Origin of the sequence: Kitasatospora sp. GAS204B (assembly GCF_029892155.1) — a bacterium.
Classification (GTDB): Bacteria; Actinomycetota; Actinomycetes; order Streptomycetales; family Streptomycetaceae; genus Kitasatospora.
Genome location: NZ_JARZAG010000009.1, coordinates 74,589 through 91,378, shown reverse-complemented (window position 1 = coordinate 91,378; position 16,790 = coordinate 74,589). Strand labels below are relative to the sequence as shown.

17 protein-coding genes are annotated in these 16,790 nt (G+C 72.3%); 6 read left to right on the top strand and 11 right to left on the bottom strand.

What is annotated here, in order from left to right:
- Positions 1–9: 9 nt before the first annotated feature.
- Positions 10–453, bottom strand: a complete 444-nt coding sequence (locus P3T41_RS14740; protein WP_280690282.1) for a MarR family transcriptional regulator — start codon at positions 451–453, stop codon at positions 10–12.
- 130 nt (positions 454–583) lie between these two features.
- Between P3T41_RS14740 and P3T41_RS14735 the strand changes: the two genes are divergently transcribed.
- Complete coding sequence (locus tag P3T41_RS14735; protein WP_280690281.1) at positions 584–1,609, top strand: NADP-dependent oxidoreductase; 1,026 nt, start codon at positions 584–586, stop codon at positions 1,607–1,609.
- Positions 1,610–2,004: 395 nt separating this feature from the next.
- Complete coding sequence (locus P3T41_RS14730) at positions 2,005–2,499, top strand: DUF3145 domain-containing protein (RefSeq protein WP_280690280.1); 495 nt, start codon at positions 2,005–2,007, stop codon at positions 2,497–2,499.
- 49 nt (positions 2,500–2,548) lie between these two features.
- Here the strand turns inward: P3T41_RS14730 and fabF are convergent, their stop codons facing one another.
- The 5 genes from fabF to P3T41_RS14705 all read right to left on the bottom strand — a co-directional run bounded on the left by fabF (position 2,549) and on the right by P3T41_RS14705 (position 7,522).
- A complete protein-coding gene (fabF, locus tag P3T41_RS14725) occupies positions 2,549–3,814 on the bottom strand; it encodes a beta-ketoacyl-ACP synthase II (RefSeq protein ID WP_280690279.1) in 1,266 nt (421 codons plus the stop codon).
- A 117-nt stretch (positions 3,815–3,931) separates the two neighbouring features.
- On the bottom strand, positions 3,932–4,174 hold the full coding sequence (locus P3T41_RS14720) for an acyl carrier protein (protein ID WP_280690278.1): 243 nt from the start codon (positions 4,172–4,174) through the stop codon (positions 3,932–3,934).
- 83 nt (positions 4,175–4,257) lie between these two features.
- The gene (locus P3T41_RS14715) at positions 4,258–5,304 is read right to left on the bottom strand and encodes a beta-ketoacyl-ACP synthase III (RefSeq protein WP_280690277.1); all 1,047 of its coding nucleotides are present in this window, start codon (positions 5,302–5,304) and stop codon (positions 4,258–4,260) included.
- Positions 5,301–6,245, bottom strand: a complete 945-nt coding sequence (locus tag P3T41_RS14710) for an ACP S-malonyltransferase (RefSeq protein ID WP_280690276.1) — start codon at positions 6,243–6,245, stop codon at positions 5,301–5,303. Before P3T41_RS14710 ends, P3T41_RS14715 begins: the two co-directional genes overlap by 4 nt.
- A 95-nt stretch (positions 6,246–6,340) precedes the next feature.
- On the bottom strand, positions 6,341–7,522 hold the full coding sequence (locus P3T41_RS14705; protein WP_280690428.1) for a helix-turn-helix domain-containing protein: 1,182 nt from the start codon (positions 7,520–7,522) through the stop codon (positions 6,341–6,343).
- A gap of 182 nt (positions 7,523–7,704) precedes the next feature.
- Between P3T41_RS14705 and P3T41_RS14700 the strand changes: the two genes are divergently transcribed.
- A complete protein-coding gene (locus P3T41_RS14700; RefSeq protein ID WP_280690275.1) occupies positions 7,705–8,478 on the top strand; it encodes a pirin family protein in 774 nt (257 codons plus the stop codon).
- A 12-nt stretch (positions 8,479–8,490) separates the two neighbouring features.
- Here the strand turns inward: P3T41_RS14700 and P3T41_RS14695 are convergent, their stop codons facing one another.
- A complete protein-coding gene (locus P3T41_RS14695) occupies positions 8,491–9,324 on the bottom strand; it encodes a serine hydrolase domain-containing protein (protein WP_280690274.1) in 834 nt (277 codons plus the stop codon).
- A gap of 102 nt (positions 9,325–9,426) precedes the next feature.
- Between P3T41_RS14695 and P3T41_RS14690 the strand changes: the two genes are divergently transcribed.
- The 3 genes from P3T41_RS14690 to P3T41_RS14680 are packed head-to-tail and all read left to right on the top strand — an operon-like array spanning position 9,427 to position 11,449.
- The gene (locus P3T41_RS14690) at positions 9,427–9,852 is read left to right on the top strand and encodes a MerR family transcriptional regulator (RefSeq protein WP_280690273.1); all 426 of its coding nucleotides are present in this window, start codon (positions 9,427–9,429) and stop codon (positions 9,850–9,852) included.
- Complete coding sequence (locus P3T41_RS14685; protein WP_280690272.1) at positions 9,849–10,874, top strand: aldo/keto reductase; 1,026 nt, start codon at positions 9,849–9,851, stop codon at positions 10,872–10,874. Before P3T41_RS14690 ends, P3T41_RS14685 begins: the two co-directional genes overlap by 4 nt.
- A 17-nt stretch (positions 10,875–10,891) precedes the next feature.
- On the top strand, positions 10,892–11,449 hold the full coding sequence (locus P3T41_RS14680; protein ID WP_280690271.1) for a hypothetical protein: 558 nt from the start codon (positions 10,892–10,894) through the stop codon (positions 11,447–11,449).
- Between the two features lie 52 nt (positions 11,450–11,501).
- On the opposite strand, the gene P3T41_RS14675 is transcribed toward P3T41_RS14680, so the two are convergent.
- The 4 genes from P3T41_RS14675 to aceE form a co-directional block, all read right to left on the bottom strand.
- Positions 11,502–12,680, bottom strand: coding sequence for an alpha/beta hydrolase (locus P3T41_RS14675; protein ID WP_280690270.1), 1,179 nt, complete (start codon positions 12,678–12,680; stop codon positions 11,502–11,504).
- Positions 12,681–12,806: 126 nt separating this feature from the next.
- Entirely contained in the window at positions 12,807–13,505 is a 699-nt protein-coding gene (locus P3T41_RS14670; RefSeq protein ID WP_280690269.1) for a TetR family transcriptional regulator, read from the bottom strand.
- A gap of 165 nt (positions 13,506–13,670) precedes the next feature.
- Positions 13,671–13,883 carry a hypothetical protein gene (locus tag P3T41_RS14665; RefSeq protein WP_280690268.1) on the bottom strand — a complete coding sequence of 71 codons (213 nt, stop codon included), beginning with the start codon at positions 13,881–13,883 and terminating at the stop codon, positions 13,671–13,673.
- A gap of 141 nt (positions 13,884–14,024) precedes the next feature.
- Positions 14,025–16,775 (bottom strand): pyruvate dehydrogenase (acetyl-transferring), homodimeric type, encoded by a 2,751-nt coding sequence (gene aceE / locus P3T41_RS14660; protein ID WP_280690267.1) that lies wholly within the window; start codon positions 16,773–16,775, stop codon positions 14,025–14,027.
- Positions 16,776–16,790 lie beyond the last annotated feature (15 nt).

Here is a 16,790-nt window from a genome sequence, read left to right as displayed (position 1 = left end):
AGACAGACCCTAGCCGCCCGCGCCGACCAGCATCCGGTGCAGCAGGTCGCGCAGGACGCCGCGCTCCTCGGGGCCCAGGGCGGCCAGCGGCTCGCGCGCGAAGTTCAGCGACTCGCGCAGTTCGGCGGAGGCGGCCTGGCCCTGCTCGGTGGCGGCGACCAGCTTGACCCGGCGGTCCTGCGGGTCGCTCTCCCGGGTGACGAAGCCGCGAGCCTCCAGCCGGTCCACGATGCCGGTGATGTTCGACGGCTCGCAGCTGAGCGTCTGGGCGATGTGCCGCATCGGCATCGGGCCGCGCCGCAGCAGCGCCAGCACCTTGGCCTGGGCGCCGGTGAGGGAGCGGGCGGCGGCGGCCTCCTCGTACTCCCGATGGAAGATCGCGACCAGGCCGGCCATGAGGTCCACCACCTCACGGGTCAGCGCGTCCTCAGGGATCAGCTCGTCGTTCGGCATACTCCGAGTCTACCTGAATATTTGACAACCTGAACCTTTCATGTCCATCGTTGCTTCATCACCTCAACCTTTCAGGTGGAACCCGGAGCAGGCAGCAGACCGCAGGCCCGCAGGAGCAAGGAGCGCAGTGATGGCAGAGCAGCCGGTACCCGCCACGGCCCGTGAGTGGCACCTCAAGGCCCGACCGAACGGCTGGCCCGTTGCGACTGACGTCGCGCTGGTCGAGGCCCCGGTCCGGCTGCCGGAGCCGGGCGAGATCCTGGTCCGCAACGCCTACCTCTCGGTCGACCCGTACATGCGCGGGCGGATGAACGACGTCAAGTCCTACGCCCCGCCGTACCAGCTGGACCGCCCGATGGACGGCGGCGCGGTCGGCTACGTGGCGGCCTCCGCCGCCGAGGGCTTCGAGGTCGGCGACGCGGTGCTGCACGGCCAGGGCTGGCGCGAGTACGCGACGGTCCAGGCGGCGCACGCCGTGAAGGTGGACGCGTCCAAGGCGCCGCTCTCCTACTTCCTGGGCGTGCTCGGCATGCCGGGTCTGACCGCCTACGCGGGCCTGGTCTCGGTCGCCGGGATCAAGCCCGGCGACGTGGTCTTCGTCTCCGGTGCGGCCGGCGCGGTCGGCTCGCTGGTCGGCCAGATCGCCCGGCTCAAGGGCGCCTCCCGGGTGGTCGGTTCGGCCGGTTCGGCGGCCAAGGTGGCCAAGCTGGTGGACGACTACGGCTTCGACGCGGCCTTCAACTACAAGGAGGGGCCGGTCCGCGAGCAGCTCGCCAAGGCCGCTCCCGAGGGCATCGACGTCTACTTCGACAACGTCGGCGGCGAGCACCTGGAGGCCGCGATCGGTGCCCTGGGCGTGCACGGCCGGGCGGTGCTCTGCGGCGCGATCGCCCAGTACAACGAGACCGCGCCGTCGCCCGGCCCGCGCAACCTGGTGCAGGCGATCGGCAAGCGGCTGCGCATCGAGGGCATGCTGGTGGGCGACCACGCCGCGCTGCAGCCGCAGTTCACCGCCGAGGTGGCCGGCTGGCTGACGGACGGCGGTCTGCGGTACGACGAGACGTCCGTCGAGGGCATCGAGCGGATGATGGACGCGTTCCTCGGCCTGATGCGCGGTGAGAACACCGGCAAGATGGTCGTCCGACTGGCCTCCTGACCCGTCGTCAGACCGCGCGCCCCGCTCGACCCGCCAGGGTCGGCCGGGGCGCGCGGCGTTGTCGCACGCGACCCCGCGCGGCCTGTTTCCGCCGGTTCCGACGGAGCGTCAGACGTCCCCGGGTGCAGCGCGATAGCGTGACGACACCGCTGTAGCGCCGGCTGATGGGGCCGTTCGGGGGAGAGATCCCGATCAGGGGTAGACCTGTCCCCGGAACTGACTACCATGGTTGCAGCTTGTCCGTTTTGCTCAACTAAGTGACTTAATGTCGGTTGACCTGAGTTACTTATGAGTCAGAGTCGGGCAGGAGTTGGCCAAGTGGCGCCCAGGACCAACCGGCCACCGGCACGAGGCAGCTGGGGAAGGCGACCCTCGTCCACAGCCTGGAGGTCCCGGTGACGACACGTGGAGTCCTGTACATCCACTCCGCGCCCCGCGCGCTGTGCCCGCACGTCGAATGGGCGGTGGCGGGCGTGCTCAACGTCCGCGTCAGCCTCGACTGGATCCGCCAACCGGCCGCCCCGGGCCAGTGGCGTTCCGAGTTCTCCTGGCAGGGGGAGGTGGGCACCGCCTCCAAGCTGGCCTCCGCGCTGCGCGGCTGGCAGCTGATGCGTTACGAGGTGACCAGCGAGCCCTGCGCCGGTGCGGAGGGCGAGCGCTTCAGCAGCACCCCCGCGCTCGGCATCTTCCACGCCGTCACCGGCATCCACGGCGACATCCTGATCCCCGAGGACCGGCTGCGCGCGGTGCTGCTGCGGGCCCGCAGCGAGGGCACCGACCTGGAGGCGGAGCTGGCCCGGCTGCTCGGCAAGCCCTGGGACGACGAGTTGGAACCGTTCCGCTACGCGGGCGAGGGCGCGCCGGTGCGCTGGCTGCACCAGGTGGTCTGAAGTCGCCAAAAAGGGCCCCATGACGGGGCCCCTGTTGACTGACGGCTGGTCAGACGCTGCGGAAGGCCAGCACCACGTTGTGGCCGCCGAAGCCGAAGGAGTTGTTCAGCGCGGCGATCCGACCCGCGGGCAGCTCGCGCGGCTCGAAGCGCACGATGTCCGCGTCCACGTCGTTGTCCAGGTCGTCGACGTTGATGGTCGGCGGGGCCTGCCGGGTGTACAGCGCCAGCACGGTGGCGACCGTCTCGATGCCGCCGGCGCCGCCCAGCAGGTGGCCGGTCATCGACTTGGTGGAGGAGACCGCGACGTGGTCCAGGTGCTCGCCGAGCTCCTTGCGCAGCGCCTTGATCTCCGCGACGTCGCCCAGCGGGGTGGAGGTGGCGTGCGCGTTCACGTGCACCACCTCGGCCTTGTCCAGGTCGCTGGTGGCGAACAGGTGGGCCAGCGCCCGGGCGATGCCCGAGCCGGTCGGCTCCGGCTGCGCGATGTGGTGGGCGTCCGAGGACAGGCCCTGGCCGACCGCCTCGCAGTAGACCCGGGCGCCGCGCGCGGCCGCGTGCTCGGCCGACTCCAGCACCACGACACCCGCGCCCTCGCCGAGCACGAAGCCGTCGCGGGCCTTGTCGAAGGGGCGCGAGGCGCGCTGCGGCTCGTCGTTGTTCTTGGACATCGCCATCATGTTGGCGAAGGCGACGATCGGCAGCGGGTGGATCGCCGCCTCGGTGCCGCCGGCCACCACCACGTCGGCGCGGCCGGTACGGATCATCTCGATCGCGTAGCCGATCGCCTCCGCGCCGGAGGCGCAGGCCGAGACGGGGGTGTGCACGCCGGCCTGGGCACCGACCTCGATGCCCACGTTGGCGGAGGGGCTGTTGGGCATGAGCATCGGCACGGTGTGCGGGGACACCTTGCGGACGCCCTTCTCCTTCAGCACGTCGTACTGGTCGAGCAGGGTGGTCACACCGCCGATGCCGGAGGCGATCACGGTGCCCAGCCGCTCGGGGGCCAGGGTGGAGGCCTCGTTGGTGGCGGCCACCTGGAAGCCGGCGTCGGCCCAGGCCTCACGGGCGGCGATCAGCGCGAACTGGGCCGAGCGGTCGAGCTTGCGGGCCAGCGGCTTGGGCAGCACCTCGCCCGGGTCCACCGCGGTGCGCGCGGCGATCCGGACCGGCAGGTCGGCGGCCCACTCCTCGGTCAGCGCGGAAACCCCGGAACGGCCGGCGAGCAGTCCCTCCCAGGTGGTGGCGGCGTCGCCGCCCAGCGGCGTGAAGGCGCCGATACCCGTGACTACCACGGTGCGGTTTTCAGCGGTCACTGGTTCTTCTTCTCTCACGTGTGCGGGGGAGGGGTTGCCGGCCGGGCAGGGGTTCCGGATGGGCGGGGGGTTCCGGATGGGGGCGGCGTGGAAGGGGCCGCCCCCACCCGGAGGGGATCAGGCGTTGGCGAGGATGTAGTCCACCGCGTCGCCGACGGTCTTGAGGTTCTTGACCTCGTCGTCCGGGATCTTGACCTCGAAGCGCTCCTCGGCGGCGACGACGACCTCGACCATGGAGAGCGAGTCGACGTCCAGGTCGTCGGTGAAGGACTTGTCGAGCTCGACGTCCTCGGTCGGGATCCCGGCGATCTCGTTGACGATCTCCGCGAGACCTTCCAGGACCTCTTCCTTGCTAGCCATCTTGGCTACTCCTCTGGGAGTGGTAGGTGACGCCGCGCGGGATGCTCGACGCCGACTGACGGTACGTAAGGCGCTATGTGTGCCTATGGGAGGGTAACGACTGCCGCGGCGTAGACCAGACCCGCCCCGAACCCGATGATCAGAGCCAGGTCGCCGCTCTTGGCCTCGCCGCCCTCCAGCATCCGCTCCATGGCGAGCGGGATGGAGGCCGCCGAGGTGTTGCCGGTCTCGGCGATGTCGCGGGCGACGGGCACCGATTCCGGCAGCTTCAGGGCCTTGATCATGGCATCCGTGATCCGCATGTTGGCCTGGTGCGGGATGAAGGCGCCGAGCTGGTCCGCCGTCACCCCGGCGGCGTCCAGCGCCTGTTGGGCCACCTTGGCCATTTCCCACACCGCCCAGCGGAAGACCGGCTGGCCGTCCATCCGCAGGGCCGGCCACTTCGGGCCCTCGGCGGCGTGCTCGGTCAGGCCGTTGACCCCGTCCGCCTTGGCGAACGCGGTGTCCCAGGCCTCGGTCTGGGTGATGACGTCCTTCTGCGAGGCGTCCGAACCCCAGATGACCTTGCCGATGCCAGGCGTGTCGGAGGGGCCGACCACGGCCGCGCCCGCGCCGTCACCGAAGATGAACGAGGTGGAGCGGTCGTGCTTGTCGGTGAGGTCGCTGAGCCGCTCCACGCCGATCACCAGCACGTACTCCGCGCTGCCGGCCCGGATCATGCCGTCGGCCAGGTTCAGCCCGTAGCCGAAGCCGGCACAGGCGGCCGAGATGTCGAAGGCCGGGGCGGTGCCGCAGCCCAGCCGCAGCGCGATCTCGGTGGCGATGGCCGGCGTCTGCTTGAGGTGCGTCACGGTGGCCACGATCACGCCGCCGATCTGGGCCGGGTCGATGCCGGCCTGCGCGATCGCCTTGCCGGCGGCCTGCACCGACATCTCGGCGACGGTCTCCTCGGGGCCGGCCCAGCGGCGCTCGGTGATGCCGCTGCGGGTGCGGATCCACTCGTCGGACGAGTCGATCCAGGTCAGCACCTCTTCGTTGGGGATCACCCGGACCGGGCGGTAGCCACCGACGCCGCGGATGCGGGAGAAGGCGGCTCCCGTGGCCGGACGGATCTGCGGGACCGATGTCATGCGGCGTTCTCCTCACCGGCGTGCTCCGCCACCAGGGCGGCGGCCTTCTCCAGGTCGGCCGGCGTCTTCAGGGCCAGCGTCGCGACGCCCTTGACGTTGCGCTTGATCAGGCCGGTCAGCGTGCCGCCGGGCGAGAGCTCGATCACGCAGGTCGCGCCGAGCTGCTCGATGGTCTCCATGCACAGGTCCCAGCGGACCGGGTTGGAGACCTGGCTGACCAGGCGGGCCAGTACCTCGGTGCCGGTGGCGACGACCTCGCCGTCCCGGTTGGAGAGGTAGGCCACGGCCGGGTCGGCCACGGTCAGGGTGGGCGCCAGCTCGGCCAGCCGGGCCACGCCCGGGGCCATGTGCTCGGTGTGGAAGGCGCCGGCCACCTTCAGCGCGACCAGCTTGGCCCGGGCCGGTGGGTCGGCCTTGAGGGCCGCCAGCTGGTCCAGCGTGCCGGCCGCGACGATCTGGCCGCCGCCGTTGTTGTTCGCCGCGGTCAGGCCGTGCTCGGCCAGCTTGGCCGCGACCTCCTCGGGGTCGCCGCCGAGCAGCGCGGTCATGCCGGTCTCGGTGACCGCGGCGGCCGCGGCCATCGCCCGGCCGCGCTCGCCGACGAAGGTCAGTGCGTCGGTGGCGCTCAGCACGCCCGCGAGCGTCGCCGCGGTGATCTCGCCGACGCTGTGTCCGGCGACGGCGCCGATCAGCTTGCGGGCGACCTCCTCGTCCGGGAAGAGCGCACCGGCGGTCACCAGGCCGGCTGCCACCAGCAGCGGCTGGGCGACGGCGGTGTCCTTGATCTCATCGGCGTCGGCGTTGGTCCCGTAGTGGACCAGGTCGAGGCCTGCCACTTCGGACCATGCGGTCAACCGCTCGGTCACCCCGGGTACGTCGAGCCACGGGGTGAGGAAGCCGGGAGTCTGGGCACCCTGTCCAGGGGCGACGATAACGAGCACGGTTCAACCCTCTCTCGCCAGGCGCCCGAGGGCGGGTAGGCGACGGTAACGAAGAAAAGGACCTCGGATTGTGGGGTCTCTACAGGCTGTCTGAGTCAGTCCCCGGTCGACTCGAGCCGACCCAGCGCCAGGGCGATGCGCAGCGTGAACGCCGAACGCACATCCGAGGGAGCATAGCCCGTGACGTCAGTCACACGACGAAGCCGGTAGCGCACGGTGTTCGGGTGGACGAAGAGCATCCGAGCGGCGCCCTCCAGCGAGGAGGCCTGCTCCAGGTAGACACTCAGCGTTTCCAGCAGTGCCGAGCCGGCCTCGTCCAGCGGTGTGTAGATCTCCTCCACCAACTGACGGCGTGCCACCTGGTCGCCCGCCAGCGCGCGCTCGGGCAGCAGATCGTCGGCGAGCACCGGCCGCGGCGCGTCCGGCCAGGCCGCGCAGGCCCGCAGGCCGGCCGCCGCGGCGTGCGCGGAGCGGGTGGCCGAGAGCAGGTCGCCGACGCTCGGGCCGACCACCACCGGGCCGGGCGCGAACTGGCCGATCAGCGCCCGGGCGGCGTGCACCGGCTCCTTGTCACCGCCGACCACCACCACCAGGCGCTTGCCGAGCACCCCGGTGAGCACGTGCAGCCGCGCGTACCGGGCGGCCCGCCGGATCGCCTCCACCACCGCCTCGCTGTCCCCGTCCGGGGCGCTGCCCATCACCACCCGGACCTGGCTGGGCTGCCCCCACCCCAGCGCGGCGGCCCGCGACAGCACGCCCTCGTCGGCGTCGCCGGAGAGCAGGGAGTTCACCACCAGGGCTTCGAGCCGGGCATCCCAGGCGCCGCGCGCCTCGGCCGCCTGGGCGTAGACCTGGGCGGTGGCGAAGGCGATCTCGCGGGCGTAGACCAGCACCGACTCGCGCATCCCGTCCTCGTCGCCGGGCGCCGCGACCTCCGGGATCGCCTCCTCCATCACCTCGATGGTGGTGCGGATCAGCTCCACGGTCTGGCGCAGCGTGATCGCCCGGGTCAGCTCGCGCGGGGCGGTGCCGAAGACGTCGGTGCTGATCGCCTGCGGGGCCTCGGGGTGGCGGTACCACTCGGTGAAGGCGGCGATACCGGCCTGGGCGACCAGGCCGATCCAGGAGCGGTGCTCGGGCGGCATCCGGCGGTACCAGCCGAGCTGGTCGTCCATCCGCGTGATGGCCGCGGTGGCCAGCTTTCCGGCCGATTTCTCCAACCGCTTGAGGGTGGCGGCGCGCAGTTCGGCGCGCTCGGCCGCGAGCCGGCGTTCCACGGCGGTCGCGCCCGAGCCGGCGGTCCGTCTCACGGGGCGCTTGGCGGGCTGGTTCTGGTCGTCGGCGGTCGGAGCTGTGGGGGCTGGCACAGGGACAAGACTGCCTCACCGCGCGCCCGCTTCGCGCCCACCCCCGTGGCCGAGCGCCGGTGGCCCCGGTCACACCGGCTACGGTGGGTCAGGTGACCGACCCTGCGCGCCCCCGGGCCGACCTGCGCCGTACCGCTGAACGCTATCGCTCCGCGCCCGCGCCCGGCGTGCAGACCCGGCACGCCTTCTCCTTCGCCGGGCACTACGACCCGAAGAACGTGCACTTCGGCCCGCTGCTGGCGTGCAACGAGGAGACGCTGGCGCCGGGCGCCGGCTTCGAGGCGCACGGGCACCGGGACGTGGAGATCCTCACCTGGGTACTGGAGGGCGCGCTGGCCCACCGGGACGGCGACGGACACGCGGGCGTGGTGCGCCCCGGGATGGTCCAGCACCTGAGCGCCGGGCGCGGGGTCAGCCACACCGAGCGCAATGTCGGCGGGGCCGAGGTCCCGGTCCGGTTCGTCCAGATGTGGCTCCAGCCGGACGTCTTCGGCACCGAGCCGGCCTACGGGCTGCGCCGGGTGACGCCGGGTGGCGACGGATTGACGCTGCTCGCCTCCGGGCTGCCACGGGACGCCGACACCGAGGCGCTGCGGCTGCGCCGCTCGGACGCCGCGCTCCACCTGGTCACCGCCGACCCCGGCCAGCTGCTCCCCGACCTGCCCGAGGCCCCCTACCGCTACGCCCACCTGACCGCGGGCGCGCTCGGCTACCGCACCGTCCCCGGCCCGCGCGGGGTGGGCCGCTCGCTGGAACCGGGGGACAGCGTGCGGATCACCGGCGAGGCCTTCACCGCCCCGGTGGCCGGTCCGGACGGCGCCCAACTGCTGCTCTGGGAGCTGCACTCGGACCTGAAGCTCGGCTAGCCGCACTCGGCCCTAGCCGCGCAGCTCCGCCAGCACCGCGTCGGTGAAGACCGGCCAGGCCTCGGCCGCCCACGGCCCGAAGTCCCGGTCGGCCAGTGCCACGCAGGCCACGCCGGCCTGCGGGTCCACCCACAGGAACGTGCCGGACTGCCCGAAGTGGCCGAAGGTCTGCGGCGAGCTGGTGGCGCCGGTCCAGTGCGGGGCCTTGTGGTCGCGGATCTCGAAGCCCAGGCCCCAGTCGTTGGGCTTCTGGTGCCCGTAACCCGGCAGCACCCCGGTCAGGCCGGGGAAGGCCACCTCGCGGGTGGCGGTGGCCAGCGTCGAGGGGTCCAGCAGCCGCGGGGCCTGCAGCTCGGCGGCGAACCTGGCCAGGTCGGCCGCGGTGGAGAGGCCGCCCGCGCCGGCCGGGCTGCGGTGCACGCCCTCGATCGTGGTGTCGGCCATGCCCAGCGGCTGGAAGACCGCCTCGGCCGTGTACCGCTCGAACGGGATCCCGGCCGCCTTGGCCAGGGTCTCGGCGAGCACGTCGAACCCGGCGTTGGAGTACAGCCGCCGGGTGCCGGGCTGGGCCATCGGGCGGTTGTCGTCGAAGGCCAGCCCCGAGGTGTGGGCGAGCAGGTGACGGACCGTCGAGCCCTCGGGGCCGGCCGGGTCGTCCAGCTCGAAGACACCCTCCTCGACGGCGACCAGCGCCGCGTAGGCGGTCAGCGGTTTGGTCACCGACGCCAGCTGGAAGCGGTGGTGCTGCGGTCCGTGCGCGCCCAGCAACGCGCCGTCCGCGCCCCGCACCACCGCCACGGCCGCCGTGCCGACCGGCCAGTCCTCGATCATCCGCAAGCTCTGCATGCCAGGAACTCTAGTGCGACCCTGGTCAGTGCTTGCTTGGAGTGCACTCCAACTCGATAGCGTCGTATCCGTCACGCCGCACCACCTCCGGGGGAACCGCCCATGAGCGCCGTACCAGCCGAGCAGGCCACCGAGCCCGCCGCCGCGCCCGCCGACAGGACGCTGCGCCACAGCATCAGCGAGGTGTCCGCCCGCACCGGGCTGACCACCCACACGCTGCGCTGGTACGAGCGGATCGGCCTGCTCGACCCCATCGACCGCTCGCACGCCGGGCGCCGGCTCTACAGCGACCGCGACCTGGAGCGGCTGGCCTTCCTCGGCCGGCTGCGCCTGACCGGGATGCCGGTGGCGGACATGCTCCGCTACGTGGAGCTGGTCCGGGCGGGCGACCACACCGTCGAAGGACGGCGTGACCTGCTGGTCGCCCATCGCGACGAGGTCCGGCAGAAGATCGCCGACCTGCACGCCACGCTCGCGGTGCTCGACCGCAAGATCGACCTCTACTCAGGGAAGAAGCAGAACACATGACCACCAGCCAGTCTTCGTCCAAGCTCCCCACCGTCCGGCTCGGCAGCGACGGCCCGCTCGTCGGCGTCCAGGGCCTGGGCTGCATGGGCATGAGCGAGTTCTACGGTCCGACCGACACCGCCGAGGCACTGGCCACGCTGGACGCCGCGCTGGAGGCCGGGGTCACCCTCTTCGACACCGCCGACATCTACGGATCGGGCCAGAACGAGGAGCTGATCGGCCCGTTCGTCCGGGCCAACCGCGACCGGGTGGTGCTGGCCACCAAGTTCGCCGTCGAGCGCAAGGCCGACGACCCGCACCACCGCGGCGTGCGCAACGACCCCGCCTACATCCGCAGCGCGGTGGACGCCTCGCTGCGCCGCCTGGGCATCGAGGTGATCGACCTCTACTACATGCACCGCCGCGACCCGCAGGTCCCGCTGGCCGAGTCGGTGGGCGCGATGGCCGAGCTGGTCCAGGCCGGCAAGGTGCGCCACCTGGGCCTGTCCGAGGTGACCGGCGCCGAGCTGCGCGAGGCGCACGCGGTCCACCCGATCGCCGCCGTGCAGCAGGAGTGGTCGCTCTTCTCCCGTGACGTGGAGCAGAGCGTGGTCGGCGCGGCCGCCGAGCTGGGCGTCGGTTTCGTGCCCTACTCGCCGCTCGGCCGCGGCTTCCTGACCGGCAGCTTCGCCAGTGCCACCGAGCTGGCGGCCGACGACTACCGTCGCCACCAGCCTCGCTTCACCGGCGACAACGCGGCCGCCAACGCCGAGCTGGTCGCCTCGATCCAGCGGATCGCGGCCGAGCGCGAGGCGACGGCGGCCCAGATCGCGCTCGCCTGGGTCCACCAGCGCGCCGAGGTGCACAAGCTGACGGTGGTGCCGATCCCCGGCACCCGCAAGCGCAGCCGCCTGGCCGAGAACACGGCCGCCGCCACGCTGCGCCTGACCGGGACCGAACTCGGCGTCCTGGACGCGCTGGCCGACGCGGTCGCGGGCACTCGCTACCCGGACATGAACTTCACGGCCACCGCCCGCGAGTAGGCCAGTACGCTGCTGCGGTGACCGAGAAGCTGACGGAGCACTACCGATCCGTGCTGGACCCGCTGCTGGCCCCGGGGGAGCGGCTGCTGGATGTGGCCTCGGCCTATCCGGTGGCCGGGACCTCGGGGGTGGGGATCGGCCCGACCGCTGAGATCGGCAACGCGGTCTCGCACCTGGGGTCGGTGACCGGGGGAGCGGGCAGTGTCGCCGCCGGCTTCCCGGTGCGGATCCCGGAGGTGCGCAAAGTGCTGGTGGTCACCGACCGGCGGGTCGCCTACGTCGGTGCGGCGGCCGGCCCGCAGGCGGTGGCCAGGGTCGCCTGGCAGGCCCCCAGGGCCCTGGTGACGCGGGTCGAACGCCGGCCGCGGCTGCAGATCATGGCCCGGTTCCGGCTGCACTTCGCGGACGGCTCCGCGGTCGCGATCCTGACGCCCCGCCGGGAGACGATCGACGGGCTGGCGGCGGCGCTGGCCACCCCGGCCGTCGCCGAGCCGCCGCAGGACGCCCGGCCCGAGGATGCCCGGCCCCAGCGGCAGTGGACCTGGCCGCCCGAGGACGCCAGGCCGTTCCTCTGACCCGGCGCCAGCTGAATCGGTCTCAGCTGACCCGGCGCCAGGTGAACGGGCGTCAGCCGGCCCGGTAGACCACGTCCTGGTAGTCGCCCAGCGCGATCGCCGCGAAGTTGTACAGGCTGGTGGTGCCCGGGTCGAAGTAGCCCACGTGCCCCGCGGCGCCGGCCGAGGAGATCTGCTCGGCGCCGAAGTCCGCGGCGGTCGGGTCGGCCCCGTGCCCCAGGCCCCCGACCTGCAGGTAGGGCACGTCGCCGATCCAGTCGCTGGGGTTGCGGGTGGCCCAGAGGTGGACGCCGGTGCCCAGCTCGTCCGCGTTCTGCACGCCCATGCCGGGGCTGCCGAGCACCACCATGTCGGTGGTCGCGCCGTGCAGTTCGGGCGCCACGGTGCCGCAGACCACCGTGCCGTAGGAGTGGCAGAGCAGGGTCGGCGGGGCGACCGGCGCGCTGGTCTGCTTCAGGCCGTCGAGCAGTCGGGCCAGCCGCGGCGCGCCGGCGTCGGCCAGCCGCGAGGTGACCGCGTCCGGGCCCAGGCCCACGGGAGTGACGTAGCCGGTCCAGGCGATCACCGCGGTGCGCACGTTCGGGGCCTGGTGCTGCTCCTCGGCCTGCAGCGCGCGGGCCATGCCGGCGGGGGAGCGCAGCGGGTCGTCCGCCCGGTCGTGGTGGCCCAGGTCGGTGTCCGAGCCGGGCACGATCACCGAGACCCGCTGGGCGCTCGCCAGGTCGCCGAAGACCTCGGTGACCAGGCCGCGGCCGCGCGGGTCGAAGGCCAGGATCTGCCGGCCGGGGCGCAGCAGGGCCTGGCAGTCGTTGGCCCGCGAGACGGCGAGCGCGTGGGTGGTGGGGTCGACCTTGTGGTCGGCCGCCACCGCCTTGGCCCGGGCCACCTCGGCGGCCAGGGCCAGCGCGTTGGCCTGGTAGCGCAGCCGCGGCGGGGCGCCGTCCAGGTTGCCCACCACCAGCGGGTAGGCGTGCGCCAGCCGGTCCTGCTGGGCGGGGGTGAGCGAGCCGAAGAAGGCCGTCACGGTGGCCGCGGTGGCGGTGGCCGGGTCGGGCAGCGGGCGGCCCAGCGAGTGGTCGCGCACCCAGGCGTCCGAGCCGGCCGGCGGGCTGGTGATCGCCACCTGCTCGTTGGAGGCCGCCGCGGTGGCAGCCGCGCCGCCGGCGTCGGCCAGCACCGCGCAGGCCGCGAAAGCGCCGATCAGGATGCGCTTCAGCCGCCTGCGCTGCATCTAGTCAACTCCTGGGGGGTGCTACCACGGACAACGTTCAGTTGGCCAGCGTATTAGGTCCCGGGGAGCGGTGGAGCCGGTCCAAACTGTGGGTTGGGTCACAGTGACCGGTGCCGGGTCGTCTCGTCACCGGCGCCAGTCGCCGGTCAATGCCGGTGCCAGCTGGTCCAGATGACGCTCGATCAGGGCGATCATGGCCTCCGGCCCGTCGTCCCGCGAGGCCTGGCTGTCCGGGTCGGTCCGCTCGGCGGACCAGGCCAGGTGGGCGGAGCGGATCACCGCGCCGAAGACCGCCGCCAGCAGCCGCGGCCGCAGGTCGACGGCCGGATCCAGGCCCTCGCGGGCGGCCAGGATCTCGACCACCCGCCGCTCCTGGTCGGCTGAGCGGCGCAGGTGGGCGGCGAGCAGGGTCGGGGTGGACTCGATCAGCTGGAGCAGCTCCAGTGCCGCGGTGACCCCGCGCCCGCCGTGCGCGTGTGCGGCGCTCAGGTCGCGCCAGGACTCGCAGATCGCCGCGCGCATCGCGGTCAGCGGGTTCTCCGCGGCGGGGCGGGCCCGCAGCCGGCCGACGAAGTACTCCTCGGCATCGGCCAGCACCGCGAGCGCGGCCTCCTCCTTGTTGGCGAAGTAGCGGAAGAAGGTGCGCTGCGAGACGTCCACCGCCGCGGCGATCTCGTCCACGGTGGTGGCGGCGTAGCCCTGGCTGAGGAAGAGCCGGTGCGCGGCGTCCACCAGGGCGTCCCGGGTGCGTTGCTTCTTGCGTTCGCGCAGGCCCGTGGGGGCGCCGGGAGGCGCCGGGTTCGGCACGGCGGCGAGGGAGGCCATGCGGACACGATAGCGCGCGGGCGCCGACCGGCCCGGGGGCCGCACGCCAGGGGCCGCCATAAGTCACATATTGCCAGTTGTCAGCAGCTGACATAATCTCGGCGCGGTGGCGCCCGCGTGGTGACGAGCTCGTGGGGACGGGCGGGGCCCGGGCGCCACCTCGGATCAGCTCGCGCGGACCGCGTGCCCCGGCCGCTCCCGGACCCGCTCACCAGGGTGCTCGGCAGGCCGCTCGGCCGCCTCGCGCAGGTACCGCGCCCGCTCCTCGCGCTCCAGGTCGGGGAAGTAGTCCAGCAGGCGGGTGGCGGCCTCGGCGGGGCTGAGGTGCACCTCCCGCAGCAGCCAGCGGGCGCGGTCGAGGATCTCGTCGTCGTGCATGGGGCGATCATCACCGCGCGCCGGTCCGCGGGCACCCGGAGCTGGGCCGGACGTGCGGGGCGTCGGTACGCCGAGGGCCGGGCTCCCCGATGGGGAACCCGGCCCTCGGACTGACCTCAGACGGTCAGCAGGCTGTCAGCCTCAGGCGTCGCCACCGGCCGCGCCCGGGTGGGCGGCGGCCACGTCCAGCAGCTGGTAGCGGTCGATCGCCTCCTTCAGCGCGGAGCGGTCGATCTTGCCCTGCTTGGCCAGCTCGGTCAGCACGCCGAGGACCACCGACTGCGCGTCGATGTGGAAGAACCGGCGCGCCGCGCCACGGGTGTCGGCGAAGCCGAAACCGTCGGCGCCCAGCGACTGGTACTGACCCGGCACCCAGCGCGCGATCTGGTCCGGCACCGCACGCATCCAGTCGGAGACCGCGACGAACGGACCCTCGGCACCGGAGAGCTTCTGCGTCACGTACGGGACGCGCTGCGGCTCCTCCGGGTGCAGCAGGTTGAACTCCTCGGCCTCCACCGCGTCGCGACGCAGCTCGTTCCAGGAGGTCGCGGACCAGACGTCGGCCTTGACGTTCCACTCCTCGGCCAGGATCCGCTGGGCCTCCAGCGCCCACGGCACGGCCACGCCGGAGGCGAGGATCTGCGCCGGGATCTGGCCCGCCTCGCCCGCACGGTACTTGTGGACGCCCTTGAGGATGCCCTCGACGTCCACGTTCTCGGGCTCGGCCGGCATCTGGATCGGCTCGTTGTAGACCGTCATGTAGTAGAAGACGTCCTCGCCGTGCGGGTGCTCGGCGGAGGAGCCGTACATCCGGCGGAGGCCGTCCTGCATGATGTGCGCGATCTCGAAACCGTACGCCGGGTCGTACGCGACGACGGCCGGGTTGGTCGAGGCGAGCAGCTGCGAGTGGCCGTCCGCGTGCTGCAGGCCCTCACCGGTCAGCGTGGTGCGACCCGCGGTGGCGCCGATCACGAAGCCGCGGGCCAACTGGTCGGCCATCTGCCAGAACTGGTCGCCGGTGCGCTGGAACCCGAACATCGAGTAGAAGACGTAGACCGGGATCAGCGGCTCGCCGTGCGTCGCGTAGGACGAGCCGGCGGCGATCAGCGAGGCGGTGCAGCCGGCCTCGGAGATGCCGTCGTGCAGCATCTGGCCGCTCGGCGACTCCTTGTAGGCGAGCAGCAGATCGCGGTCGACCGACTCGTAGGTCTGGCCGAGCGGGTTGTAGATCTTCGCCGACGGGAAGAGCGAGTCCATGCCGAAGGTGCGGTACTCGTCCGGCGCGATCGGCACGAAGCGGTTGCCGATGCCCTTGTCGCGCATCAGGTCCTTGAGCACCCGGACGAAGGCCATCGTGGTGGCGATGGTCTGCTGGCCGGAGCCCTTCTTGACCGCCTTGTACGCGTCGTCGCCCGGGAGTTCCAGCTTGCGCGGCCGCACCTTGCGGGTCGGCATGTAGCCGCCCAGCTCGCTGCGGCGGTCGTGCATGTACTGGATCTCTTCGGAGTCCTTGCCCGGGTGGTAGTAGGGCGGGTAGCCCTCGTCGAGCTGCTTGTCCGTGATCGGCAGGTGCAGGCGGTCGCGGAAGCGCTTCAGGTCCTCGACCGTCAGCTTCTTCATCTGGTGCGTCGCGTTGCGGCCCTCGAAGTTCGGGCCCAGCGTCCAGCCCTTGACGGTCTGGGCGAGGATCACGGTCGGCTGGCCGACGTGCTCGCGGGCCGCCTTGAACGCCGCGTAGACCTTCTTGTGGTCGTGGCCGCCGCGACCCAGGTGCTGGATCTGCTGGTCGGTCATCGACTCGACCATCGCGCGCAGCCGCAGGTCGCCACCGAAGAAGTTCTCGCGGATGTACGCGCCGGACTCGGTGGCGTAGGTCTGGAACTGGCCGTCCGGGGTCGAGTTCAGCTTGTTGACCAGGACGCCGTCGCGGTCCTGTGCCAGCAGCGGGTCCCAGCTGCGGTCCCAGACCAGCTTGATCACGTTCCAGCCGGCGCCGCGGAACTGCGACTCCAGCTCCTGGATGATCTTGCCGTTGCCGCGGACCGGGCCGTCCAGGCGCTGCAGGTTGCAGTTGACCACGAAGGTCAGGTTGTCCAGGCCCTCGCGCGCGGCGAGCGACAGCTGGCCCAGCGACTCCGGCTCGTCCATCTCGCCGTCGCCGAGGAAGGCGTAGACGTGCGAGGCGGAGGTGTCCTTGATGCCGCGGTGCTCCAGGTAACGGTTCATCCGGGCCTGGTAGATCGCACCGAGCGGGCCGAGGCCCATCGAGACGGTCGGGAACTCCCAGAAGTCCGGCATCAGCCGCGGGTGCGGGTAGCTGGACAGGCCGTACGGGGCCTTGGACTTCTCCTGGCGGAACGCGTCGAGCTGCTGCTCGCTCAGTCGGTCCAGCAGGAACGCGCGCGCGTAGATACCGGGGGAGGCGTGGCCCTGGAAGAAGATCTGGTCGCCGGACTCGCCGTCGGCGTCCTTGCCGCGGAAGAAGTAGTTGAAGCCGACGTCGTAGAGCGACGCCGACGAGGCGAAGGTGGCGATGTGGCCACCGACACCGATGCCCGGGCGCTGGGCCCGGGAGACCATGACGGCCGCGTTCCAGCGGGTCGCGTTGAGGACCTTGCGCTCGATCTCCTCGTTGCCGGGGAAGAAGGGCTCGTCCTTGGTGGCGATGGTGTTGACGTAGTCGGTGCTGCGCATCTCGGGCACGGCGACACGCTTCTCGCGGGCGCGCTCGATGAGCCGCAGCATCAGGTAGCGAGCACGCTCGCGCCCCCGCTCGTCAATGGCCGCGTCGAGCGACTCCAGCCATTCCGCGGTCTCCTCGGGATCGAAGTCCGGGACCTGACTCGGAAGGCCGCCAATGATGATCGGGTTGCGATCGGATCCGGAAGCCACGCTGTTCCTTCACTG